Source organism: Fibrobacter sp. UWB5 (assembly GCF_002210295.1).
Lineage (GTDB): Bacteria > Fibrobacterota > Fibrobacteria > Fibrobacterales > Fibrobacteraceae > Fibrobacter.
The window spans coordinates 44,635-69,097 of sequence record NZ_MWQH01000008.1 but is presented as its reverse complement, the minus strand read 5'-3'; the positions used below and the strand labels follow the sequence as shown (position 1 = coordinate 69,097).

Genomic DNA, 24,463 nt, shown 5'->3' with positions numbered 1-24,463 from the left:
GCCGCTTTTGGCGACGAGGTGTAATATTTTTAGGATTGAAGGAGACTACACTTCTTCAATAGAAGCGTGGTATTCCTGGAGGCTCTTCACAGCGCCGTGGCCGTTGCGGGCAGCGGCGATGCCCTTCACGGTGTTGTAAGCACCGGCGAGGGTCGTGATGTACGGAACCTTGTACTTAATGGCGGCCTTGCGGATAGCGCTTTCGTCCTTGATGGCGTCGCGCTTTGCCCACGGCGTGTTGATGATGAGGTTCACCTGCTTGTTCAGGATGATATCGAGAACGTTCGGGCGGCCTTCAGCGATCTTGTTCACCACTTCGCACTTGACACCGGCGGCTTCGTAGAACTTGGCGGTACCTTCGGTAGCGTAAATCTTGAAGCCGAGCTTCTGGAATTCCTTACCGATTTCAATCGCCTGTTCGGAGAGGTTCACCTTGTCAGAAAGGCTGATGAGCACAGCGCCTTCGGACGGGAGGAAGGAACCTGCGGCTTCCTGGCTCTTGTAGTAAGCGAGGGCGTAGTCGTCGGAAAGGCCGAGGACTTCGCCGGTGGAGCGCATTTCGGGGCCGAGAACCGGGTCCACCTTCGGGAACTTGTCGAACGGGAACACCGCTTCCTTGGCACCGTGGTGGTTGAACTTCTTGTCCTTGAGCTTCAAGTCTTCGAGCTTGGCACCGAGCATCAGGCGGGTCGCAAGGCGGGCCATCTGCGTGTTACAGACCTTGGAGACCAGAGGCACCGTACGGGAGGCGCGCGGGTTGGCTTCGAGAACGAACACCTTGCCGTCTTCGATGGCGTACTGCATGTTCATGAGGCCGCAAACGTGGAGGGCTTCAGCAATCTTCCTGGTGTAATCCTTGATGGTTGCCAAGTTTTCCTTCGTGATGGTTACCGGCGGGATAATGCAAGCGGAGTCACCGGAGTGGACACCGGCAAGTTCCACGTGTTCCATCACGGACGGGATGTAAACGTGTTCGCCGTCAGAGAGGGCGTCAGCTTCGCATTCGAGAGCGTTGTGGAGGAAGCGGTCGATGAGGAGCGGACGATCCGGGGTCACGCCGACAGCCTTGGCAACGTATTCGCGGAGCATGTTTTCATCGTAGATGACTTCCATGCCGCGGCCGCCAAGCACGAAGCTCGGGCGGATCATCACCGGGTAGCCACCGATCTGCTTGACGCAAGCGAGGGCTTCGTCGATGTTCGTGGCCATGCCGCTTTCCGGCATCGGGATGCCGAGCTGATCCATCATCTTGCGGAACAGGTCGCGGTCTTCAGCGATATCGATGGAGTCGATGCTCGTACCGAGAATCTTGACGCCTTCGTCGGAGAGGGCGCGGGCGATGTTCAGCGGAGTCTGACCACCGAACTGCACGATCACGCCAGCCGGCTTTTCCTTGTGGTAAATCTGGAGAACGTCTTCGAGGCTGACCGGTTCGAAGTACAGCTTGTCGCTGGTATCGTAGTCGGTAGAAACCGTTTCAGGGTTGCAGTTGACCATGATGGTTTCGTAACCCATTTCGCGGAGGGCCATGGCAGCGTGGCAGCAGCAGTAGTCGAATTCGATACCCTGGCCGATTCTGTTCGGGCCACCGCCGAGAATCATGATCTTCTTCGGGTTGTTGGAAGCGGTAGATTCGTCCTTGCAGTTGTAGGTGCTGTAGTAGTAGTACTGGTCCTTCACGCCGCTCACCGGCACTGCGCACCAGCCTTCGACCACGCCGAGTTCCGTACGCTTCTTGCGCACGTCCTTTTCGCGGATGCCGAGAATCTTAGCGATGTACTTGTCGCTGAAGCCGTCCTTCTTGGCCTTGATGAGGAGTTCGTCAGAAGGCAGGCGGCCCGGAGTCTTGAGCATTTCTTCTTCGAGTTCCACGAGTTCGCGCATCTGCTGCACGAAGTAGGCCTTTTCGTAGGTGGCGGCGAAGATTTCTTCGTCGGTAGCACCCTTACGGATGGCTTCGTACATCTGGAAGTGGCGTTCGGAAGAAGCGGTCTTCATCATTTCAAGGAGTTCTTCCTTGCTCTTCTTGTTGAAGTCCTTCGCAAAGCCGAGGCCGGAGCGACCGTTTTCGAGGCCGCGGATAGCCTTCTGGAGGGTTTCCTTGTAGGTCTTGCCGATAGCCATGACTTCGCCCACGGCCTTCATCTGGGTGCCGAGGCAGTCATCGACGCCGCGGAACTTTTCGAATGCCCAGCGAGCGAACTTGAGCACCACGTAGTCACCGCTCGGGGTGTACTTTTCGAGGCTTCCGTCGCGCCAGTACGGAATCTGGTCGAGGGTAAGGCCTGCGGCGAGCTTTGCAGAAATGAGGGCGATCGGGAAGCCGGTAGCCTTGGAAGCGAGAGCGGAAGAGCGGCTGGTACGCGGGTTGATTTCGATAATCACCACGCGGCCGGTCTTCGGGTCGTGAGCGAACTGCACGTTGGTACCGCCAATCACGCCGATGGATTCCACAATCTTGAAGGCCTTTTCCTTCAGTTCTTCTTCGAGCTTCTTGTCGATGGTGAGGAACGGGGCGGCACAGAAGGAGTCGCCGGTATGCACGCCCACCGGGTCGATGTTTTCGATGAAGCAGATGGCGATCATCTGGTTCTTGGAATCGCGAACCACTTCAACTTCGAGTTCTTCCCAACCGAGGATGGATTCTTCGATGAGGCACTGGTGCGTCATGGAGAGTTCAAGACCGTTGGAGCAAATGGTGCGGAGTTCTTCCACATTGTAGCAGAAACCGCCGCCTGCACCACCCATGGTGTATGCCGGGCGAACCACCACCGGGTAGCCGATTTCAGCAACGATCTTTTCGGCTTCTTCCACAGAGTGGCAAATGCCGGAGCGCGGGGTGTCGATGCCGAGTTTCTGCATGGTTTCCTTGAAGATTTCACGGTCTTCGCCGCGTTCGATAGCGTCGAGGTTCACACCGATGACCTTCACGCCGTACTTGTCCAGCACGCCGGCCTTGCTCAGAGCAGAGGCGAGGTTCAGGCCAGTCTGACCGCCCAAGTTCGGGAGGAGGGCCTGCGGGCGTTCCTTTTCGATAATCTGGGTGAGGCGGGCGACGTTCAGCGGTTCGATGTAGGTGGCATCGGCCATGACCGGGTCGGTCATGATGGTAGCCGGGTTGGAGTTCACGAGCACAATCTTGTAACCCTGTTCGCGCAGGGCCTTGCAAGCCTGGGTGCCGGAATAGTCGAATTCGCAAGCCTGACCGATCACGATCGGGCCAGAACCGATGATAAGGACTTTGTCGATGCCTTCAATCTTCATTTTGTTTTCTCCGTTTGTATTAATTAAATCCTAAAAAAAATGTCGAACCAAACGGCTCGACAAAAATAAAATCAGAAAAATTATCAACCTTGGAAAAACCCGTTGCAGTTGCGCAGTGGATTGCGCAGGTCTCGCAGCTCTGGGGCTTCGACATTGCAAGATTTTTGTTCATCTTCCTGTCTAAATTGCTCAAGGTTTAAACTTGCGCAAATATAGACAAAAAATGTAACGCTTTCAAGGCAAAAACCAAAAAATGAAAAATTATTTCGGCTTACGGTTCGCCGGCAGGATCACCAGCAGGTTCATCCGGTTCTTCGTTTGCGCAATCTGCTGCGTTCGGGTCCACAGTGCAGTGGTCATCTGCATCAGAACTTGCGGTACCGCAACCCGCAAAAGCGAGCGCAACGGCCAAAATCGAGACGAAACCGATAAATTTGCGAATCATAAAACCTCGCTAATTAATTGATATTCAACACCTTACAATTAAATATAATAAAAGGCGATGCAAAAGGCGAGCGCCGCGGTTTTGAACACCTAATAAAAAAAGCACCCGGGAGTCCCGAGTGCAAAAGCAAATCGCTTTAGAGCAAAATTACTTCTTAGCAACCTTGGTCTTCTTAGCGGTTTCCTTGAGGCCAGCGCCGACCTTGAAGGAAACAGTCTTGGAAGCCTTGATCTTGATCGTAGCACCAGTCTGCGGGTTGCGGCCGGTACGTGCAGCACGTTCCTTAACAGTGAAGGTACCGAAACCGATCAACTGAACGAGACCGTCCTTCTTGATACCAGCGGTGATACCGTCGAGAACGGCGTCAACAGCGCGGCCAGCGGCAGCCTTGGATTCAATGCCAGCTTCCTTGTTAGCGAGGATGGCGTCGATGAGATCTTGCTTATTCATTTTATTAACTCCTTGAGTAGGTTAAGAATTTTATAGTGATATTATACTTTTTTTTTTGCGTCGCGGCACACTTTTTTTGAAAAATTTTTGAAAAATCCTTATAAAATCAAGCCTCGGGCGGTGGTTCGCCTTCCGACTCTACAATCGTGTCTGCTTTCTTCTGAATTTTGTCTAAATACACCAGACACAAACAAGTGAATGGAATCGCAACGATCAAGCCGAGGAAACCAAGCAGCTTTCCCCAGATAGAAAGCGAAAGGAGAATGCCTACGGGCGGCAAATCCATCGACGATCCGACAATCTTTGGCACCAAGAACATGTCTTCAATGATTTGCACAATCAAGTAAACAGCGCTCACAAGCAAAGCAACTTCCCAGAACGGCATGCCCTTGTCGAGAGCATAGACCACCGCTAGCAGTAAGGCCACAGGGATTGTCGCCAGCTGCAAGTACGGCACCATGTTCAGTGCGCCAGAGAACAAGCCAAAGGCGACTCCCATTGGCAGTCCGATGATTCCAAAGCCGATTGCATACAAAATACCGACCGTCAATGCGACCAAGGATTGCGCACGGAAATAGCTACCCATGAACACGTCCATCTTCTTTGCAAAATCAGAAGCGCCCTCTTTATACCTTGTCGGAAACAGCTTCTTGATACCGCCGCGAAGCTTAGGCATATCAAGCATGATGAACACAAGGTACATAAAGATAAGGATCGCGCCGGAAAGCCATACAAACAAATTAGAAGTCTTGGCAAGTACGTTCCATGCGCTCGGCAAAACCTTTCCGGCCACGGACTGCGCGGCATTCCAGAAATCGAGAGTTTGCATGGCGACGGCAACCTTGTTCCAAGAAATGAACGTCTTTATTTCTTGCCACAAGTTTTTCGGCACGAACATTGACAAGCGTTCAGCCCATGTAGAATCGTTAAACAGTTTTGGAATCAGTTCGCCCAAGTGCCTGATTTCGCCAACCACCATCGGGATAAAAAGCCACAAGGCTCCACCCACCACAAGAATCATGAGCGTAAGCACCACTATGACAGCGGCAATGCGAAACTTGACCTTGTTCTGAATTTTTGTAACCAGCGGATCGAAAATGTAGGCGATAAGGAACGCCGCAAAAAACGGAGCGAGCACGCCACTCAAATAATGCAGCACCCAAAGTAGAATGCCGACACCGGCGGCCATAATCAAAAGCCGCATCACGCGGTCTACAGTCCAAATACGTCTCATTTCTTAGCCTTATATTCCAGAGGTTTTACGCCATAGATTTTGGCGAAAGCTTTTTCGAATGCCGCCGGATTTTTTTCGCCTACGGCAAGCGCGATTTCGGCAACCGAGCGGTCCGATTCTTTTAAGAGCTTGGCAGCCTGCGCCATGCGAGTTTTCAGTTCGTCACGTTTCTTTTCGCGGCTAGCAATATGGCCTGCGGAATTGCGAACCGTCAGCGCAACAATGCCCGCATACACCAAAACCATGACCACGAGCGCCACAACCATGAGCGCCTTGAAGGTACGGTTTTCGCCCCAGAGTTTGATCGAGCGCACCACGATGTCGTCGGGGATGCCGAGCATGGTTCCTTCGCCGTTACAGATTTCAAAGAACATGCCGCGGTTCATGTAGCGCAAGCCATCGTCTTTGTCGAGGCCCTGCATGGCAAGCCACCATTCAGGCACTTTAAAGTCGAGCATCGATACGGAGGCGCGGCTCACGCGGTCGCGAACAATCACAGGCGCCTGGGCTACCATCGGGCGATAGCTCTGGTACACATTCTTTTTACTGTACACGGGGTCGTCATTCAGAATCTTGATGCCCACTCGCTGCATGCGGACCGTTTCGACATCGATGACGAGCGAATCGAAATCCGAAAAATCGAAGAATCCGTTTGCCGGGCGATTATTGACCGAGAGCAAATTAACGCCCACACCTGCATACGGGTAAGCCATGCCCGAGCGAATGTTCACGTGGGCAGAAATGACGGAATCCTGATTGGAAAGTTCGACCGTCGAGAATCCGCCCACATTTGCGTCAGAAACGGCATACACCTGGAACGTGCCGCCAGGGAACAGGATTTGTTCAGTTGCGCTAAACTTGACGAACAGGCAAATCCATACGGCGACAACAACTACAAGCGCAGCTGTTGCGATGATGATTTTTTTCATGCGCGAGGCTCCGCAGACTTTTCTTCGTGTTCCTTGTTATACGAATGCGTGCGGCCGATCGCCACAATCATGAGCCCAAGCATTAAGAACATCACGACGCCAAAGGCAAAATTGCTCACACCCTTTGCCGTAATGGAATAGAACTTGAGCGAGAACTTTTTGCCGCGCGGCTGATTCCAGCCCGGAGCGATTTCGACGCGGGCCACTGTTTCTTGATGGCGGCGGTTCAACGTACGATCAACATGTTCGTCGTCATACCAAAAGTCCGGCGTGTAGAACTGTTCAAACGGGAAGGCGATACGCTGGCGGCCCTTGGTCAGCGGAATTTCCTTCATGAGCAGGCGGAACGTACGCGGTTTGGAGATGTCGGTGACATCCGGATCAAACGTCCAAACTTTCACAAGGATTTCATCGGTTCCGCTAGATTCCAATTCAAAAATGAGCGAATCTACAAAAGTCCAGTTGCGGTATTCCGCCTTCTCGCCTTGACTGAGGTCCAACAAAAGTCCGCACCAGGCGCTCTTGGCTGTATCGGCACCGAGCATGCAACTAAAGGAGGCCGAGGAATCCGTCAACGCAAACGTCACCTCGGACGAACCGCCATCGGCCTTGTCGTCGTATTCAAAGACAGAGGCGCCATCGTGCAGCGGGAACACGGAATCGACAAAGTGACGATCCGGCAAGGCAAAGTATACGCCGAGAATGACGGCGGCAATCGCCACTATTATAATATATGTCTTAGCCATTAGAATCTTCAGGTTCCAGAATCGGTTTCAGGTGAAGGCTGTACTGCACCAAATCCAGCGGATCTTCGTCAGGTTCCTTTTCGCCAAAGAGTTTGTTCACCACGGCATCGAGCGCGCGGATAAAGAAGAAATGATGTTTGCCTTCTTTAGCGGGCATCTGAAACGGGTGTTCCAATGTACGTTTTAAAAGCGTAATGGTCATGGATGGCGGCATGTGGAACATCTTGCAGCAAGTGGTGACCTTGCCGTCGTAGCCGTAATCCGGGAGTTTTCCTTGCACCAGAGGTTCGCCGTGATCGATGCAGCAGGGGTCTTCGCAAACCGGGTCCTGCACGTTCTTGGCAAGGAGCGCCTTGAGCCAGAGCTCGCGGGACTTGTCGGTGAGGTCGCTGCGGAAGGCCATGGTCTGGTCGCACGGGAAAAACGTAGAATAGCACTTGGGGCAAATGCGCAAGTCCAGATGCTGGAACTTGATTTCTGCCACCTCCGATTTGCAATAAGGACAGGTATTCATGTTGAGGAATATAGTATTTTAGTTGATAGAACTTAGTTGGTAGAACTTAGAAAAAAGCTCATTATCTTGGTTCTAAGTTCTAAGCTCTAAGTTCTAAGTTCTATATTTAGCGTATGGCTAAAGTTGTACAGATTACCGCTGAAAATTTTGAAACCGAGGTCGCTCAGGCCTCTGAAACCCGCGCCGTAGCAGTGCTTTTCTCTTCTGCAGAATACCCCGACTGCGCACCGTATTCCCAGTTGCTGGGGCAGCTTTCTACCAGCATGGACTTTACGCTCGGCGTCGTGAGTTGCGACGAACGCGAAAACATGCAGCTGATCCAGGCGTTCCGCGTGCGCTCGGTGCCCGAAGTTCACATTGTCGAGAAGGGTCAGATTGCAGACGTAATCCAGGGCGTGTTGCCCGAAGCAGACCTCAAGAAGCGTCTCGAAAAATTCTTCGTGAGCGACGAAGCCCGCTTCCAGATGGCCCTCGAAGACGCCATCGCCCAAAAGAATTTTGACCAGGCGCTCCCGATGCTCGACGAAGCGCTTGCAAAGACCCCCGACGACAAGAAGTTGCAGCTTTTGTGGGCAAAGGCAAGCCTCGGCATGGGCGACACCGAAAAGGCAAAATCTGTACTTGCCAAGTTCACCGAAGCCGACGACCAGTACCGCGAAGCGAAATCGCTGTTGGAACTTCTGGACTTCCACGCCGAAGCCGCCAAGAAAGACGTGCAGGGCAAAGAAGCGATTGTTTACCACGAAGCATGCAAGCTCGCTTGTAGCGAAGATTTTGAAAGTGCATTGCAGGCATTCCTGAACCTGTACGTGGAAGCTCCGGAATGGAACGACGGCGCCGCCAAGAAGGCCATGCTTACTTTGTTCGGAGTTCTCGGCCCGAAACACGAACTCACCTGGAAGTACCGCGCCAAACTCAACACGATGATGTTTATCTAATGAATCTTGACTTCAACCGCAGATTATCTATCGCCCCGATGCTCGACTGCACCGACCGTCACGAACGGTATTTCTTGCGGTTATTGTCCAAGCACATCTTGTTGTACAGCGAAATGGTCACGACCAACGCGCTGCTGCACACTGACCCGGACCAGTTCCTGCGCCATCAGGAATTCGAATACCCCGCGGTGTTGCAGCTCGGCGGCTCTAATCCCGCCGATTTGGCCAAATGCAGCAAGATGGTCGAGGAATCCGGTTTTCAGGAAGTCAACCTGAATTGCGGCTGCCCTTCGGACCGCGTGCAGAACGGAAACTTCGGCGCGTGCCTCATGAAAGACAAGAACCTAGTCGCCGACTGTTTTAAGGCGATGCAGGACGCCGTGAGCATCCCCGTGTCTATCAAGTGCCGTATCGGCGTCGACGAATTCGATTCTTGGGAATTTTTCCGCGATTTTATCGGCACTATTGCCGATGCCGGCTGCCGCGTGTTCATTGTTCACGCCCGTAAGGCATGGCTCAAGGGCCTGAGCCCTAAAGAAAACCGCGAAGTTCCTCCGCTAAACTACGACACGGTACACCGACTCAAGGCAGAAATGCCGCAGCTGAACATTTCGATTAATGGCGGCATCAAGACGCTCGACCAAACGCTTGAACTGCTCCAAGATTTGGACGGCGTGATGGTCGGTCGCGAAGCCTACGAAAATCCGTGGTTCCTACGCGATGCCGACGAAAGAATTTTCGGTGAAAGCAAACCGCCGCGATTCTCGTTACGCAAGGAACTCCTGGAAGCCTACCTCCCCTACGTAGAGATGGAATCGGCCCGCGGAACGCCCGCCACCATTCTAGTGCGCCACATTTACGGGCTCTTTAACGGCAAGCCCGGCGCACGCAAGTTCCGCCAGTACCTCGGCGAAAATGCCCCCAAAACAAACAACCCCGCGGAAATGATCCGCAGGGCTATGGACTTGGTTACAGAACCTTAGTCTGTCAATTATTCGGCGTCAGTAACTTCTTCGACCTTCTTGGCGCTGAATTCCTTCGTGTCGATGGAAGAAATCGTCGAACCGTCTGCAAGGGAAATCTTGCGGATTTCAGCAACATCATAGAGGGCCACCCAAGCATTGCTACCATTGATTGCAACTATGTCATAGGGGTTGACCTTGGTTTCAAATGCCTTCTGCCAAGAAACAGACTTTGCAGCAGGATCCACCTCTGCAATGTTACCCTTTTCGGCAGCTCCGCCACGATCAAGCACAATCAGCTTGCCGCCCACATTTCTAATGACGGCGTCAGAAGAGAACTGGACGCGTTCAGAGCTAAAGTCATCGTCTTCAATCCAGTAGAGAGCGCCACTCGAATAGTCAGAAACGTAGACAAATATTTCGCCACCAGCCTTGGTAATGCTGTAGGACTGCAAGAAACCATCTTCGTCTGTTGCAGCCTTAAGGGTCTTACCATCATAAACATGGACGAACATATTTCCCATATCGTATGGAGGGTTCCAATCCATAAAGCCACGGTCACCGATATAAAGAAGCTTTGCATCGGCATCATAGAACAATCCGCCAGAACCATCCATCACGTCGCCAACGCTCTTCACAGTCTTGCTAGCCAAATCAACTTCTACAACAGGGACGGTGCCATAAGCCTTGTAAACAGCGACATAGGCCTTGCCGTCTGCAGCATTCACTTCCATGGAGTTTACGCCACCGCCGAGTTTTTCACCGCTTACCCAAAGTTCAGACTTTTTCTTCTTCAGGTCGATCTTTTCAATACCGCGGTTTTCATCGGCATCGATTCCCCAAGAGGAATTGTATTCGCCCTGAGTTCCCACATACACGTTGCCCTTCACAACCTTCACAGACATCGGGTTCTTCGTCAGAAGCTGAACCGTATCGAGAAGGGTACCATCGCTCAACTTGAACATGGCGAGAAGGCCCGGGTCCTTGAAATCGGCGCCGCCTTCAACCGGAACATAGCGCTGGAACACAGCGAACAGCGTGTCGCCAGAAACTTCGAGGTCAGCGGCATTCGGGGTTTCAGAAAGGTATGTCACCTTCAGTTCGACAGAGCTGCTGGACTCGGGTTCTGCAGAGGAACTAGATACCGGAGCTTCGGAGCTGCTGGATTCAACCTTTTCGCTAGAACTGGACTTTTCGTCTTTCTTTTCGCTAGAGCTGGACTTTTCATCCTTAGCGCTGGAACTGGACTTTTCGTCCTTCTTTTCACTGGAGCTAGAGGTAGCCTTTTCGGAGCTACTGGACTTGCCATCTTTCTTGACAGAACTAGAAGACTTGTCCTTGCCGGACTTGGCAGAGCTAGAGCTGCCATCGTCTTCGGAACTGCTGCTCAGATCTTCATCCAAGCAGTTTTCGTTGTCCAAGCATTCAATGCTTGCCGAGGAACTATTGTCGTCACCGCAAGCGCCCAGGTAGAACGCGAACGATAACGCCGCTAGTGTTGTGAGTATCTTTTTATTCATTATTGCTCCTTTCTGGCTTTACGCTATTTTAGCGCGGGGGCTAGAACCCCTGTATGATTGTGAACTTGTATTCACGCCCTGGTGTCGGATAGGGCGTATAAATGTTTCGATAAGTTTCATCCGATATGTTATTGACCGCAAAAACAAGACGAGTTTTTTCCCACGGTTGCCATGCAAGCGATGCATTGTAATGCGTTACCGGAGGCTGTCTCGTAAAGTTCAGGCGATCGCTGTAAATTCTAGACCTGCTATCCATCGAAAATGTGCTACTCAAATGCAACGGCAAGAACACCGTCCCTTCGGCATAGTAACTGTGTACCGGCTCTCCGGGCAAAAGATTTCCATTGTAGGATTTATTTCTGCTATCATCACGCGGGTCCTGGATGGTGGCACGCAATACGGTCTGGAAAAAATCAACCGGACGGCTATCCAGTTCCAATTCTACTCCGCGAATGACAGACTTGTCTATATTAAAGGCCTTCATCAAGTTGGTACTCGTCACCCAATAGATTCCGTTTTCGGCATGGGTTTCAAAGTAGGTCGTGCGGAATACAGAGCGCTTTTTCGGCGTAGACAAGTAGATTCCTGCCGCAAACTTCAAAGCAGATTCGTCTTTCAAGGTCGGGTTCGAAAGCGTTCCCGGATACATGCCGTAAAGTTCCATCAACTGCGGTTGCCTATAAAAGCGACCGATAGATGCGCTTCCGCCAATCCACGAATCCTTTTTGCCTAATTTCGCCTGGACCATTCCAGCCCAGCTCAAATCACGCTCAGTTGCCTCGCTTATCAGCGCAGTTCCCGTAGTCATCTGGAATTTACCGCCATCGATATCATCAATCGATTTCAACACGTTGCCCTCGGCCAAAACCGAGAACCACCGCGTAAAGGCATATTCCGCATTGCCCGCCACAGAACCCGTATAACGATTCAGACTAAAGTCCTGCACAGGGCCGCGCGCTTCCCAGCGTTCGGCACTTCCCGCCAATCTGAGGAACGCCTCAAAATCTCCGAAATACAAGGTCGCGGAAACTTCGGGCATCGCCCTATACCCCGCCAGGCCTAGAAACTTGTAGTCTTTCGACAAGTAGCCGATTTTATCCAACGGATAATACGATTCCGAAGAATTTTTTTCGAACCTTCCGGTAATTCCAGATTCCACAAGCAGGCAATCGAAGTATTCGGGGAATTCCAGACGGTACGAGAGCTGCCCCATGTCGCCCGTGAACTTTGCCACATAAGTCTGCAAGTCTTCGGTACCGGGATTGCCGGCTTCGGTGTGCATGATGTTTCCGGACAAGGTCGAGAAGAATCCTCCGCCATGAAGCATGCGGTACTGGATGTTTCCGGAATACTCCGTGAATTCCGCATTTCTTCTTCTGTCCTTAAAGTCATCTTCGTCGTTGTAGAGCGTGCCGTTACGATTGTCAAATTCGTAATCGTTATCGCTATGGCGCATCGAAGCCGTTGCCGAGAACTGCACGCTATCGGTCACACTTGCACTCACCTGAGCCGAACCTTCGAATGTATTGTGCGTGCCAAAACTGGCAAACACACGACCGCTCGGCACGCGAGACGCCTTAATCGCACTTTTAGTCACAAAGTTGATGACACCACCGACTCCTGAACCGCCATACTTAGCGGGAGTCCGGTCTTTGTAGACTTCAATTTTTTCAATATTGTTGAGATCAATGGCGCCCAGGTCGGCAGCACCGCCACCGGCATCGTTGAGCGGCATGCCATCAATGCAAATCAAAATGTTCCTTGCCGCAATGCCACGAATGCTCACCGTCTGAAAACTGCCCATGCCCCCTTGCGTATACCCCTGGATTCCCGAAAGCGAAGACAAGATTTCTGTTGCGGACAAGCCACGGCCTTCCCAAGCGGAGGGGCGGATTTCCATATAATCAGTGCTAGAAACGGCAACTCCACTCACCGAGGGAGCAGAAACCTCGCTCAAGCCCAAATCTTGCGTTGGAGAATTTTCATCGACCGCGACTGATTTTGCCGAAATAACCGAAACATCCTCCAGGGAATTGCCCGAAGGTTCCGCAAAGGCGCCACATAGCCCACCCCCAATAAGCGAGCAGCTAAGGACCGCAGCTCGTGCGGCCTTTAAGAAAGACGTCGTTCGCATCGTTCCTCAAAAAGCGTTTCCCACAGTTCTTCTGGCTCGGGGCTCACTCTACTCCCGGCTCCTTCACATCTATATAGACATTGGTTTATGCCGGTTTCGTCCTCCCTTACAGCGGCGCGACCGCTCCCGGTTTTCACGGGATTCTCTCCTTGCAGGCCACCCAGTAGGGCTCCCGCACGGGCTTTTCAGGGCACAGGAAACTTTTCGTTTTCAAATATAGAAATATTTTTACAATTTGCTATATTTACGCCCATGACAGCAGAAGAACTCTACAAACGTCTCAGCAGTATCCAGCCGGGCGCCGTCCTTTGCACCTATTCCATGGAAAAGTGCGAACAGATGCTTCCCCTCATCAACGAAATCAACGAGCTGAAAAAAGAACGCGACGCCGTGATCCTCGCCCACAGCTATGTGGCCCCCGAAATCATTCTGGGCGTTGCCGACTACGACGGCGACAGCTTCAAGCTGAGCCAGGACGCCACCAAGGTAAGCGCGAAGACAATCGTGTTCTCTGCCGTGCGCTTTATGGGCGAAACCGCCAAGATTTTGAACCCGACCAAGGACGTTCTGATTCCGGGCCCGCTCACGGGTTGTAGCCTCGCCGACTCCATTACCGGCGCCGAGGTCAAGGCACTCCGCGAAAAGTATCCCGACCACACCTTCGTGTGCTATATCAACACCACCGCCGACGTGAAGGCAAACTGCGACGTGTGCGTCACCAGCAGCAACGTGATGAAGATTGTTTCTAGCCTCGAAAACGACAAGATTGTATTCGTGCCCGATGGTCTCATGGGCCAGAACCTCATCGACGAAATGCAGAAGCGCGGCATCAAGAAAGAAATCGTGCTCCACAGCGGCTGCTGCTACGTGCACGAAACCTACGATTCCGAACTCATCAACTTCTTCCGCAGCCAGAACCCGGGTCTCAAGGTGGTGAGCCACCCCGAATGCCACCCGGGCGTCGCCCTTTTGAGCGACTACGTAGGCAGCACCGGCCAGATGGTGAACTACATCAAGGAACAGCCCGAAGGTACGCCTTTCCTGCTGCTCACCGAATGCGGCCTGAACGCTCGCATGCAGTACGAATTTCCGAACAAGACCTTCATTGGCAGCTGCAGCATGTGCAAGTACATGAAGTCCAATTCGCTCGAAAACATTTTGGAGACTTTGCGTCATCCGGAAAAGGCCCAGCACGTGGAACTTGACGAAAGCGTACGCGTTGCCGCCAAGAAGTGCATCGACGCGATGTTCTATTACGCCGCCAAGTAGCAACGATTGGCTCATAAAAAGGTTTGGAGAAAATGAAAAAGTTGAAAGTCATCGCATTGCTCGTTTGTCTTTTGGCAGGTTTTACCTTTGCCGAAGACTACTATTGGCCGCGCACTTACTATGTAAGCGCAGGCTTTGGCGCCCAAGTTTCCAAGGGCGATTTCAACGACCGCGTTCTTACCGGCAAAGACACCGCCGGCGTCAAGGGCGACATTCACCCGCCTTCCATCTTGTTCGCCGCAGCACCGGACCTCATGCTCGGCGTAAACCTCGGCGCATTCACCTTTGGCCTTGGATTCCAGTACTGGAAATCGGAACAGGACATCACCGGATTCCCCGAAGATTCCTACCAGCAGGACGTGCGCATTTGGCGTGCCGGACTTGAAGTTACGTACAACTTATTCTACCCGGAATTTTTCCAGATCGGTCTTGGTGCAGGCTACTCATACAGCAGCGTCAAATCCGAAAATTCCGCCTTCTTCGGAAGCGATGTCTACGACTCCGAATTTATGGGATCCGCTTTTGCGGTCATCATGAACATCCACTATTATATTACTGAAGATCTCGCCATGGTTCCGGCCATCAAGATTTACGAAAACTGGTTCAAAAACGTTCATTGTTCCCGAATCGACAATAACGATCTAGACCCGTATTTGTGGCAAACCTTCGTTTTTGCCAGTGTTTCGATACAATACCAATTTTAACCCGAGGCGCCCAAGCGGCGCCTTTTCTTTTTCTAAATTTGCCCGCGTATGAAAAAGCTTGCTTTAATCGCTACATTAATTTTAGGGGCTAGTTCCGCTTTCGCCATGGATGGAAGCGGCTGGGCCTCCGAATACGAATCCATGTCCGCGTTCGATAGCCAACTTGGCAATCGTTCCGGTTACGTCAAGCCCATCATCGACAACCTAGGCAATGTCCTCAACAGCAACTGGTACTCAAGCGCCTCGGTGCCGCAGAGTTTCACGTTTGAAGCGGGCCTCCCTATTTCGATCATCCCCATTGGCGATGACGACAAGAGCTACGGCGGCAAGCCGACCATCTTTGGCGACCACGGCAATCCGGAAGCACCCTCCGACACCATTTACGGTAACAAGACCCTGAACGGCCTCGGCGTATTCACCTACCCTTACCTGCAGATGGGCGCGAGCTTCTACCACTTCAGAGCCGTACTCCGCATGATGTACCTGCCTTCCATCAGCGAACTCCGCGAATTCAGCCTGTTCGGTATCGGATTCCAGTACAGCTTCGGTCACTTTTTCCAGTACATGCTCCCCAAGGCAGCCCAACCGTTTGACGTGAGTATTGTTTACGGTTACAACTCCAGTACCATCGGCTACCGTCCTGACGCATTCGAAGGCAAGCTGGGTCTCGATATTTCGACTCACAATTTCTCGTTCGTTTTCGGTTACAAGCCCGTCAACTTCTTCGAAGTCATGATGTCGCTTGGTTACCAGAGCGCCAAAATGCTGTCTTACGGCGAACTATACCAACAAGACCCTTACGACATTTTCAGAAAGAACGAAATCTACCCCGACATTACCGTCAAGGGTAACAACGGATTCCGTTTCGGCATTGCAATCGCCCTGCAGATCAGCTCGCTGCACCCGGTTATCGGCTACGATTACGCCGGCAAGTCCAGCTTCACGACAAACGTGCTCTACTTCAAGTCGCAATTCGGCAAGGACAAGACTCCCGACGAAATTGCCAAGGATAAGGGTTATGTCCGCGGCGGGAACGTGAAAACGGATTCCGACGAAGCCCCGGCAGAACAAGCCCCTGTCGAAGAATCTAGCGACTCAAGTGTTTCCGAAGCTCCCGCAGAAGAACCGGTCGAAGCTCCGGCCGCCCCCGCAGTAGAAGAGGCTTCTGCAGAAGAAACTCCGGCTGAAGAAGCTCCTGCCGAATCCGCAGACAGCGCAGAATAATTTAAACAATCAACAAGAAGGCATAACATGATTACATTCCTGATCGGTATCGCGATTCTTATCGGCGGATACTTCACTTACGGAAAATTCGTTGAACGTGTCTTCGGCCCCGATGACCGCAAGACTCCCGCCCTCGAAAACCCGGATGGCGTTGACCGTGTTCCCATGGCACACTGGAAAAACGTCCTTATCCAGCTTTTGAACATTGCAGGCATCGGTCCTGTGATCGGCGTGATTTTGGGCATCAAGTTCGGCGCCATAGTCTTCATTCTGTTGCCGATCGGTAACGTGCTTGGCGGCGCCGTGCACGACTACTTTAGCGGCATGATCAGCATGCGCAACAACGGCTACAACGTGCCGGCCCTTTCCCGCAAGTTCCTGGGCAAAGGCCCGGCCAAAATCGTGATGACGCTGATCTCGGTTGCCCTAATCTTGGTGGGCGCCGTCTTCACCAACACGCCTGCCGCCCTCATCAACACCCCGATTCTTGCCGGTTCCGCGGTATCGCCCACCTTGTTCTGGATTGCCGTCGCCTGCATTTTAGCCTATTACTTCGCAAGCACTTTCTTCCCCATCGACAAGATTATCGGTCGCATCTACCCGATTTTCGGTGCACTCCTGATTCTTGCCTCTCTCGCTATTTTCGTGGGAATCATCCCGAACTTGAACGTTCTCGATAATTTCTGCTTCAACGACATCATGAGCAACTTCCACAAGCATCCGGCTGGCCAGCCGATTATCCCGATGCTCTTCGTGACGATTGCTTGCGGTATCATTAGCGGTTTCCACAGCACGCAGAGCCCGCTTGTCGCCCGCACCGAAGTCACCGAAAAGACCGGTCGCCAGACTTTCTACGGCATGATGATTATCGAAGGTCTGATCGGTATGATTTGGGCCGCCGGTGGCATGTTCATTTACCACCAGATGCCGGAACTCTTGACCGGCGCTTCGGGCGTCAAAGTCTTGAGCATTCTCGTTTCTACCGTGATTCCTTGGGCTCCGATTTCGATTCTCGTTGTGGTCGGCGTGATTGTTCTTGCTATCACTAGCGGCGACACGAGCCTCCGCAGCCTCCGTCTCACGATTGCAGAACTCACCGGAATGGAACAGACCTCTGTCAAGAACCGTTTGCTCCTTACCGTGCCGATGTTTGCCATCTGCGCTGCCATCATTTTCTGGAGCAACCTGAACCCCGAAGGCTTCAACATCCTGTGGAATTACTTCAGCTGGAGTAACCAGCTCATGGCCGTGTGCAGCCTTTGCGTGGCCACGGTTTACCTGCGCAGCAAAAAGAAGAACTTCTGGATTGCACTTATTCCGTGCATGTTCATGACCTTCATTACCTGCGACTACATTCTTTGGGTGAGCCCCGAAAACCTGAAGGGCGCTCCGCTCGGATTCGGTCTCGACTACAAAACCGCCCTTGTGATTGCCCTGCACGATGCAGCCATTCTCGGATTCCTGCTTTGCACTCGCGGCAAATACCTTACCAAGATGGAAGGTTTTGATCCTGACCGCTGGAACCCCGAACTGGACGAAGGTAAAGTTCCCAAAGCTCAATAAATGGTTCTCGAAGGTTCCGTCAAGTCCATCACCTTTCATAGTCCGCAGAACGGCTTCACCGTGCTGCGGCTTATTGATAGCAGCACCAAGAAGGTGGTGGTCGTTACGGGCACCCTCCCTGAACTTTCCGTAGGCGAAAACCTGCGCTTCGAAGGCGACTGGGGACGCCACCCTAAATTCGGCGAACAGTTCCAGGCAAAGCATTTCGAAATCGTCGAAATGCAAAACAACAATCTGGAGGCCTACCTCGGCAGCGGCCTTTTCCCAGGAATAGGCCCTAAGACTGCAAAAGCAATCGTCGAAGCTTTCGGCGAAGAACTGCGCGATATTCTGGACTACGAGCCCGACCGTTTCCGCTCCAAGAAAATCAAGGGGCTTTCGGCCGCGAAGGTAGAACAGTTCCTCGCCAGCTGGCAAGAAAACCGCCACAGCCGCGAAACCTTATTATTCCTCTACAACCACGACATCACGGGCAGCGTCGCCAAGAAGCTGTGGATGAAATTCGGGCAGGACACCATCAGCAAAATCCGCGAGAACCCCTACATTCTCTGCGAAGAAATCTGGGGAATCGGATTCCTGAAGGCCGACGAAATCGCCATGAAAGTTGGCATTCCGAAAGACAGCCCCATGCGCCTGCAAGAAGCACTTCTTTACTCGCTGCAAGAGGCATCGCTTTCGGACGGTCACTGCTATTTGCCGAGCAACGATTTAATCGGCCGCACGCTCAAGAATCTGCGCATCGACGTCACCGATGATGACGCCATCCAGAATCTGCTGGAGCAGTTCAAGCGCATTTGCGAAGCGGGCCGCATCAAGCGCCACGGCGAAGACTGCTTTTACCCGCCGCTCGATAACGCGGAGCAGAAAATCGCCGAAATCATCAAGCGCAGACTCAACGAAAACGAGTTGCCTACTTACGGCTTCGAGCGCGAACTCGTCGACTGGGAACGCGAACATAAATTCAGCTTTCACCCGGTGCAGCGCGAAGCGATTCGCCTTGCCACCGCACACAAGATTTGCATCATTACCGGCGGTCCCGGCACCGGCAAGACGACGATTCTCAAGGGAATCCTTCACCTCGCCCGCAAAATGGGCGAAAACATTCTGCTCGCCGCCCCTACGGGCCGCGCGGCCAAGCGCATGGGCGACTGCTGCGGCGAAAAGGCCTACACCATTCACCGCCTGCTCGATGTCGACCCCGTCACTAAGAAATTCAACCGCAACGAATTCAACAAGCTCGACTGCAACTTGCTCGTCGTCGACGAATTCAGTATGGTGGACACCTGGCTGGCGGCCTCGCTTTTGGACGCCGTTCCCGAAACCGCCCGCATCGTATTCGTAGGCGACGCCGACCAGCTTCCAAGTGTCGGCCCCGGCAACGTCCTCAACGATCTGCTGCAATGTCCGCGCATCCCAAGCGTACGCCTGCAGCACATCTTTAGACAATCCGGCGACAACGACATCGCCGACAAGGCCGCTAAAATCAATCAGGGCATTACGCCGTCGCCTATAGAAGGCCCGAATTTTCACTTCGTTCCGTTCGAAACGCCCGAAGAAGCCAAGCTCCACTTACAGCGACTGATCGCGGCCGGTGTGCGTTCCAAAATTGACATCGACTTAAAAACCGACTTGCAGATTCTTGTCCCCATGCGCAAAGGCCCGCTCGGCATCATCGAGCTGAACCCCTTCTTGCAAGAACTGCTGAATCCAGGCGTTCCCCGCCACAAGATGGTCGGCATCGAATGGAGCGTGGGCGACCGCGTCATGCAAATCAAGAACAACTACGACAAGAACGTGTTCAACGGCGACGTCGGAATCGTCTACAGCATCTACAAAGAAAAACGCAAAATCGCCGTCTTCTTCGACGAAAAACTCATCACCTACCAAGACGACGAACTCGACGAACTGCAACTCGCCTATGCCTGCACCATCCACAAGAGCCAGGGCAGCGAATACCCCGCCGTCATCGTGATTCTCGATTCCAGCCACTACGTGATGTTGCAGCGCAACTTAATCTACACGGCCATCACCCGCGCGAAAGGCCACGTGTGGATCCTTTCTGCCCCCGGCGCCTTCCACCAGGCCGTCCGCAACAACCGCAGCACCCGCCGCTACACGCGCCTTAAAGAACGCTTGGGATGATTGAGGTGCGAGGCATTTTACGCCGTTCGGCTATTCCGCATCCTTGAGGCAACGGACAGGAAGTAAGGCTTCATTAGGATCATAGACAGGCCAACCACGTCTATTATCCAAAAGAATTCCGTTCCAGAGATTAATGGAAAAAACATATCCATCACTAGAAAAGAAGTACGCGTTATAGCCACTATAACTGAAAAAATCTCCATGATACGATTCAATTAACGCGCCTCCAGTAGGCACCGCAGAAAATCCATAGGCATCTGAACCGCTGTAATCATTCGTCCAACCACTGATAGACCTGAGCTCATTGCTAGCTTTATCTATTCCACCCACGGTCGTAAGCAAAATTTCAAATTCTTCCTTTTTAGGCAAGTGCCAACCACTGGGGCAAACGGTATCCGCCACAGACAAACTGTACAATCGGCCCCCAGCTTCACAGGTTACAGGCGCATCTTCGTAACAACGGCTAATATCATCATTAGGGCCGGCGTAATTCAGATTTTCGGCCATCCAGACCTGGTCTCCGATTTTCACGGTCTTGTACTTTTTACCGTCACGATCGTCCGTCATGGTTCCATAATCAATATCCGGATTAAAACGGAATTCCTTCGGCACATCATAGCTCCAGTCCTTCAAATTAGTCCAACCATTCACCGTACAGTAAAAGCTCCCGGTAACGCTATCAGCCCTTTCAATGATTCGGCCAACATCTCCAGCTTCGCATTTTTCATCGCGCCTAACGAAATCTACATCCACCGCTTTCCGCCAACTTGGGGGCTCGCCAGGTGCCGCACCAATATTATACCAAAGAATCGCATCAGGGCAACTATCGCAATAGTAATAGGCTCCGTCTTTAGGACTTTTGCTAATTTCGCCATGGCGCTTAAAAGTACAGCCATCGAGCATAAGTGTATAATCCTCTTCGTTAGCGTCCACCCAGCGACCAAGAATTTCGTCAAACTTTTCTACATGGTCCCTGTCACCATCACGCAACTGGCCATCATCTCCAGAAGCAGGGACTTCCTCTTGTTTAGGTTCATCTACAGGTTCATCTACAGGTCCATCTATACACGACCCCCTGAGCCAAGTCCAAATTTTCGATTTCTTGCAATAAAAGCAAATGTCGGAGTCATAAATTGAACTATTCTTATTATTGACATGCCTTGCCACAGAGTCTGTACTATAAGCAGGATAAGCAGGACAAAAACCAATGTCATAAATTCTAGACCAGAAATCATTTATACGCTTTTTATAGTCTTGACTACTCGGAAGAGGACCTATTTTCCATCCCAAGATATCCCGGTAGATTGTATCAAGTTTTCCTTCAAAATATTTATTTTGCGCTTCATCCGCAATTTTTGCTTTGGCAATTTCGTCATTCCATTTACCGTCTTCCTTGATGTCAGCTGCAAAATTCTTCAAGAATTCCGCTAATTTGCTTTCGCCACCATAGCATAGCGAGAGTACACTAACAGCGAGCAATTCGGCACTCCCCTTATCGCCGGCAATACTCATGTCTTCAAAATCCGCATGCGAGCCCATAATGTAAAATGCGCTTAAGACATCGACCTCGGCCAGTATCTTAGCTGAAAAAAATTTGAGTCCTTGTTCGAGCAGATAAAAGACGCGATCCTGTTCCAAGTGCGTAAGCACATTGACATTCACCGTATCATGGTCGCTCAGGTCGGCGAGTGCGTTCAAGGTAATATTACTGCCCGAAACTTCGAAAAGGACATAAGGGCTCGACAAGGTCACTCCTGGCACAACAAACGAGCCGTCTTTATCTGACTGAACTTTTCCTTCAAAATATTTTCCAGTTTGGGCAAAGGTTTTTGCATCCAGTTCGTAAATCTTGACTTTTGTTCCGGCGCGGAACGGTCCCTTCTGGGCTACACCGTAAATTGTCTTGTCCTTGATGACTGCTGCAGGCACGGAGTCTGTCGCCGAAGAATCCGGTTCGCGCGCCGAACTACTCGAGACATTCTCTTTGGCAGACGAATTACCCTTGCTGCTCGAGGAAGACTTTTCCTTAACGCTGCTGGAGGATATTTCTTCTATATCTTCTACAGACGAGTCGAAAGACGTTTCCACTACCAAATCGTCGTTCCCGCAAGCAACAAGCAAGACAACAATGCTTAATAAGACATGCCATTTTGTATAAACCATAATCACCTCCATCGATTATTTCGCATCCTTGAGGCAGCGAACAGAAAATTCCGATTCCTTGGAGTCATAATGAGGATCGCCTTCCATATAATTGGATACTACAGAGGCTTCATCCGTTCCCAACAGCATCACGTGCACGTATCTTTCATTGTATTCAGTTGAAGTCAAGAAAAACGCAAAACTGCCAGCAAGGTTGTATTCAGGCATGCGGTATGAATAAATATGCTTTCCGCCTGCAGGCACCGCAGAAAAACCGACCACATCTAGGCCTTGAGTCCACCTTGAGTAATCATTCTTCCAACCGCTGGTAGCCTTGAACATATCGGCAAGACTGTATTGCGCCTTGTCATATTTGTCATACGCTCGTTTTACAGCAGAGAACAATGTTTCGAACTCTTTCTTTGATGGCAAATGCCAGCCTTCGGGACAAACATCCCTTGCCACATCCCATTTATAAAGGCGCCCTCCCGTTTCGCAGTTTTCAGAGACATCATCGTAGCAATGCCCTATCCCGTCACCCGCATAATTCAAGTTTTCTGCCATCCAGGTCTGGTTACCAATCTTTACAGTCCTATACGTCTTGCCGTCACGTTTGTCTGTCATGGATCCATAATCAATATCTGGATTAAAACGGTATTCCTTCGGCACATCAAAACTCCATGCCATAAAATCCACCCAACCATTCGCGGAACAGTAATATCTATTTGTGACGGTATCTATTCCAGCAATAATCCGGTCAAAGTCTTCACTATCGCATTTATTATCTCGCTTAATGAAATCTATTTCCCGCGCTTTTTGCCATTTGTATCCATCTATTCCTACTTCAGAATCCGTATAATACACGCAAACATAATAGGTTTTATCCCTGGGATTCAAGCCAATTTCGCCTTCACGCTTATGCGTACATCCATTGAGCATAAGGGTAACATAGTCATAGCTTACATAATCCGCTATTATCCACGCCTTTAAGTCTTCGTCATACTTATATATACGACCCGTCGAGTCGCCTTTCTGTAGTTCCCCATCAGTTCCTGCAGCCCATCCATACGTATCTACAGTTGAGTAATCAGCACGAAAAAACGCGCCACCTCGGCAAATATCCCATGAATTGTTGCCTGTGCGAATAAAAGCACCTTCATCTTTACATTCTACATTGCATTTGCTCCAACCTCGAAAGCCACACAACATCTTCTTTATATACTTTCCAAATTTCGGAACAGGGCCGCTTTCCCAACCCATAATATTATTATGGATTCGTTCTACAATCTGCACATCGTAATCAAACCTGGTTCCAACATTGTATCTAGTGGTTTCGTCATTCCATGTACCATCCTTCCTAAAATCATTCCCAAAAGTGTCCAGGAACATAATCAAATAATTCTCGTTACGGCCAACAAGAACGCTAGTAGCAAGCAAAGCAGCACTTTCTTCGCTATCGCCAAAAATATTTATGTCTTCAAAATTTTCAAATTCGCGACCAAAATAAAACGCTTTGGAAACTTCGGACTCGGCCTGTTTCTTGGCAGTAGCAAAGTCCTTCCCCTTCCCGAACAGGAAAAGAATACGTTCATACGTCATATGCGTAAGCAAGTTGACATTCACCTTTTCGCGTCCATCAAGATTGGCTAGAGCACGCAGGGTGATTTCATCGCTAGACTCTTCACCTATCACCTCATAAGGGAACTTGCCTGCCAGCTCATTACGGAACTTGCCTGTCACCTCAAAAAGAGCATACGGGCTCGTCAGTTCCACATTCGACACCTTGAACCCACCATCACCAACTGAATCGACTTCTCCAGAAAAAAACTTTCCCGTTTTAGTCAAAGTTTTTTCATCCAATTCGTAAAGTTTGACAGTGGACCCGGCGACGAACGGCCCCTTCTGAGCAACACCGGAAATAGTCCTGCCTTTTTCTTCCTCCGCAAATTCCGAACTACTTGAAGAATTATCTTCGGCAGACGAATACACCGCGCTACTACTGGACGAAGACTCGACCCTACCACTACTGCTAGAAGAATCTTCGACATCTTCAACAGCCGCATCGAAAGACGTTTCAATGACCAAATCGCTGTCGTCCCCACAAGCGGCGAGCATGACTACAAAGCCTAGAAAAACAAACCATTTAATACAAGCCATAGCCAGCTCCTTCATAGCACAAGCGCATTATTTACCAATATATATTATTTGATGTAGAAACGCAATTATCGCAATCACAAAAAATCCCGCAGACTTCTCCGCGGGAAATTTTCAAATTCGCTCATA

18 protein-coding genes and 1 riboswitch are annotated in these 24,463 nt (G+C 51.2%); of the genes, 7 read left to right on the top strand and 11 right to left on the bottom strand.

Translation table 11 applies throughout. From position 1 onward, the window contains the following. Nucleotides 1–45: 45 nt before the first annotated feature. From carB to B7989_RS11340, 7 genes are all read right to left on the bottom strand, one after another. Nucleotides 46–3,264, bottom strand: a complete 3,219-nt coding sequence (gene carB, locus B7989_RS11365; RefSeq protein WP_088628603.1) for a carbamoyl-phosphate synthase large subunit — start codon at nucleotides 3,262–3,264, stop codon at nucleotides 46–48. Between the two features lie 271 nt (nucleotides 3,265–3,535). Further along, nucleotides 3,536–3,709 (bottom strand): hypothetical protein, encoded by a 174-nt coding sequence (locus tag B7989_RS14015; protein WP_158212908.1) that lies wholly within the window; start codon nucleotides 3,707–3,709, stop codon nucleotides 3,536–3,538. Nucleotides 3,710–3,856: 147 nt separating this feature from the next. Continuing rightward, entirely contained in the window at nucleotides 3,857–4,159 is a 303-nt protein-coding gene (locus B7989_RS11360; protein ID WP_073053306.1) for an HU family DNA-binding protein, read from the bottom strand. A gap of 106 nt (nucleotides 4,160–4,265) precedes the next feature. Next, nucleotides 4,266–5,393, bottom strand: coding sequence for an AI-2E family transporter (locus B7989_RS11355; RefSeq protein WP_088628602.1), 1,128 nt, complete (start codon nucleotides 5,391–5,393; stop codon nucleotides 4,266–4,268). Next, on the bottom strand, nucleotides 5,390–6,322 hold the full coding sequence (locus B7989_RS11350) for an AraC family transcriptional regulator (RefSeq protein WP_088628601.1): 933 nt from the start codon (nucleotides 6,320–6,322) through the stop codon (nucleotides 5,390–5,392). The genes B7989_RS11355 and B7989_RS11350 overlap by 4 nt, the downstream gene beginning before the upstream one ends. After that, nucleotides 6,319–7,068, bottom strand: a complete 750-nt coding sequence (locus B7989_RS11345) for a hypothetical protein (RefSeq protein WP_088628600.1) — start codon at nucleotides 7,066–7,068, stop codon at nucleotides 6,319–6,321. The genes B7989_RS11350 and B7989_RS11345 overlap by 4 nt, the downstream gene beginning before the upstream one ends. Then, the gene (locus tag B7989_RS11340) at nucleotides 7,061–7,582 is read right to left on the bottom strand and encodes a hypothetical protein (protein WP_144265044.1); all 522 of its coding nucleotides are present in this window, start codon (nucleotides 7,580–7,582) and stop codon (nucleotides 7,061–7,063) included. The genes B7989_RS11345 and B7989_RS11340 overlap by 8 nt, the downstream gene beginning before the upstream one ends. Nucleotides 7,583–7,695: 113 nt before the next feature. Between B7989_RS11340 and B7989_RS11335 the strand changes: the two genes are divergently transcribed. Together B7989_RS11335 and dusA are read left to right on the top strand one after the other, a co-directional pair. Continuing rightward, a complete protein-coding gene (locus tag B7989_RS11335; RefSeq protein ID WP_088628598.1) occupies nucleotides 7,696–8,520 on the top strand; it encodes a tetratricopeptide repeat protein in 825 nt (274 codons plus the stop codon). Continuing rightward, nucleotides 8,520–9,503, top strand: a complete 984-nt coding sequence (dusA, locus tag B7989_RS11330) for a tRNA dihydrouridine(20/20a) synthase DusA (protein WP_088628597.1) — start codon at nucleotides 8,520–8,522, stop codon at nucleotides 9,501–9,503. Before B7989_RS11335 ends, dusA begins: the two co-directional genes overlap by 1 nt. An 8-nt stretch (nucleotides 9,504–9,511) precedes the next feature. Here dusA and B7989_RS11325 read toward each other — a convergent pair whose 3' ends face one another. Both B7989_RS11325 and B7989_RS11320 read right to left on the bottom strand, forming a co-directional pair. Next, nucleotides 9,512–11,002: a hypothetical protein gene (locus B7989_RS11325; RefSeq protein WP_088628596.1), complete on the bottom strand. Its 1,491-nt coding sequence runs from the start codon at nucleotides 11,000–11,002 to the stop codon at nucleotides 9,512–9,514. Nucleotides 11,003–11,042: 40 nt separating this feature from the next. Further along, the gene (locus B7989_RS11320) at nucleotides 11,043–13,136 is read right to left on the bottom strand and encodes a TonB-dependent receptor (protein ID WP_088628595.1); all 2,094 of its coding nucleotides are present in this window, start codon (nucleotides 13,134–13,136) and stop codon (nucleotides 11,043–11,045) included. 3 nt (nucleotides 13,137–13,139) lie between these two features. Continuing rightward, nucleotides 13,140–13,349: riboswitch (cobalamin riboswitch) on the bottom strand. 39 nt (nucleotides 13,350–13,388) lie between these two features. Here B7989_RS11320 and nadA point away from each other — a divergent pair. Genes nadA through B7989_RS11295 form a run of 5 tightly spaced genes read left to right on the top strand, consistent with a single transcriptional unit; the run spans nucleotide 13,389 to nucleotide 20,038 of the window. Next, nucleotides 13,389–14,405, top strand: coding sequence for a quinolinate synthase NadA (gene nadA / locus B7989_RS11315; RefSeq protein WP_233144391.1), 1,017 nt, complete (start codon nucleotides 13,389–13,391; stop codon nucleotides 14,403–14,405). Nucleotides 14,406–14,437: 32 nt separating this feature from the next. Further along, complete coding sequence (locus B7989_RS11310) at nucleotides 14,438–15,109, top strand: hypothetical protein (protein ID WP_088628594.1); 672 nt, start codon at nucleotides 14,438–14,440, stop codon at nucleotides 15,107–15,109. Between the two features lie 48 nt (nucleotides 15,110–15,157). Next, the gene (locus B7989_RS11305) at nucleotides 15,158–16,333 is read left to right on the top strand and encodes a DUF6588 family protein (RefSeq protein WP_144265043.1); all 1,176 of its coding nucleotides are present in this window, start codon (nucleotides 15,158–15,160) and stop codon (nucleotides 16,331–16,333) included. Between the two features lie 27 nt (nucleotides 16,334–16,360). Continuing rightward, complete coding sequence (locus B7989_RS11300) at nucleotides 16,361–17,896, top strand: carbon starvation protein A (RefSeq protein ID WP_088628592.1); 1,536 nt, start codon at nucleotides 16,361–16,363, stop codon at nucleotides 17,894–17,896. Continuing rightward, nucleotides 17,897–20,038, top strand: a complete 2,142-nt coding sequence (locus tag B7989_RS11295) for an ATP-dependent RecD-like DNA helicase (protein WP_088628591.1) — start codon at nucleotides 17,897–17,899, stop codon at nucleotides 20,036–20,038. A 30-nt stretch (nucleotides 20,039–20,068) separates the two neighbouring features. Here B7989_RS11295 and B7989_RS11290 read toward each other — a convergent pair whose 3' ends face one another. Beyond that, the gene (locus B7989_RS11290) at nucleotides 20,069–22,201 is read right to left on the bottom strand and encodes an FISUMP domain-containing protein (RefSeq protein ID WP_158212907.1); all 2,133 of its coding nucleotides are present in this window, start codon (nucleotides 22,199–22,201) and stop codon (nucleotides 20,069–20,071) included. Nucleotides 22,202–22,216: 15 nt separating this feature from the next. Further along, nucleotides 22,217–24,337, bottom strand: coding sequence for a fibrobacter succinogenes major paralogous domain-containing protein (locus tag B7989_RS11285; protein ID WP_158212906.1), 2,121 nt, complete (start codon nucleotides 24,335–24,337; stop codon nucleotides 22,217–22,219). Between the last annotated feature and the right edge of the window lie 126 nt (nucleotides 24,338–24,463).

What these genes read in the sequence shown, in the direction of transcription:
- carB (WP_088628603.1), bottom strand. Translation starts at nt 3,264, where the DNA reads ATGAAGATTGAAGGCATCGACAAAGTCCTTATCATCGGTTCTGGCCCG.
- B7989_RS14015 (WP_158212908.1), bottom strand. Translation starts at nt 3,709, where the DNA reads ATGATTCGCAAATTTATCGGTTTCGTCTCGATTTTGGCCGTTGCGCTC.
- B7989_RS11360 (WP_073053306.1), bottom strand. Translation starts at nt 4,159, where the DNA reads ATGAATAAGCAAGATCTCATCGACGCCATCCTCGCTAACAAGGAAGCT.
- B7989_RS11355 (WP_088628602.1), bottom strand. Translation starts at nt 5,393, where the DNA reads ATGAGACGTATTTGGACTGTAGACCGCGTGATGCGGCTTTTGATTATG.
- B7989_RS11350 (WP_088628601.1), bottom strand. Translation starts at nt 6,322, where the DNA reads ATGAAAAAAATCATCATCGCAACAGCTGCGCTTGTAGTTGTTGTCGCC.
- B7989_RS11345 (WP_088628600.1), bottom strand. Translation starts at nt 7,068, where the DNA reads ATGGCTAAGACATATATTATAATAGTGGCGATTGCCGCCGTCATTCTC.
- B7989_RS11340 (WP_144265044.1), bottom strand. Translation starts at nt 7,582, where the DNA reads ATGAATACCTGTCCTTATTGCAAATCGGAGGTGGCAGAAATCAAGTTC.
- B7989_RS11335 (WP_088628598.1), top strand. Translation starts at nt 7,696, where the DNA reads ATGGCTAAAGTTGTACAGATTACCGCTGAAAATTTTGAAACCGAGGTC.
- dusA (WP_088628597.1), top strand. Translation starts at nt 8,520, where the DNA reads ATGAATCTTGACTTCAACCGCAGATTATCTATCGCCCCGATGCTCGAC.
- B7989_RS11325 (WP_088628596.1), bottom strand. Translation starts at nt 11,002, where the DNA reads ATGAATAAAAAGATACTCACAACACTAGCGGCGTTATCGTTCGCGTTC.
- B7989_RS11320 (WP_088628595.1), bottom strand. Translation starts at nt 13,136, where the DNA reads ATGCGAACGACGTCTTTCTTAAAGGCCGCACGAGCTGCGGTCCTTAGC.
- nadA (WP_233144391.1), top strand. Translation starts at nt 13,389, where the DNA reads ATGACAGCAGAAGAACTCTACAAACGTCTCAGCAGTATCCAGCCGGGC.
- B7989_RS11310 (WP_088628594.1), top strand. Translation starts at nt 14,438, where the DNA reads ATGAAAAAGTTGAAAGTCATCGCATTGCTCGTTTGTCTTTTGGCAGGT.
- B7989_RS11305 (WP_144265043.1), top strand. Translation starts at nt 15,158, where the DNA reads ATGAAAAAGCTTGCTTTAATCGCTACATTAATTTTAGGGGCTAGTTCC.
- B7989_RS11300 (WP_088628592.1), top strand. Translation starts at nt 16,361, where the DNA reads ATGATTACATTCCTGATCGGTATCGCGATTCTTATCGGCGGATACTTC.
- B7989_RS11295 (WP_088628591.1), top strand. Translation starts at nt 17,897, where the DNA reads ATGGTTCTCGAAGGTTCCGTCAAGTCCATCACCTTTCATAGTCCGCAG.
- B7989_RS11290 (WP_158212907.1), bottom strand. Translation starts at nt 22,201, where the DNA reads ATGGTTTATACAAAATGGCATGTCTTATTAAGCATTGTTGTCTTGCTT.
- B7989_RS11285 (WP_158212906.1), bottom strand. Translation starts at nt 24,337, where the DNA reads ATGGCTTGTATTAAATGGTTTGTTTTTCTAGGCTTTGTAGTCATGCTC.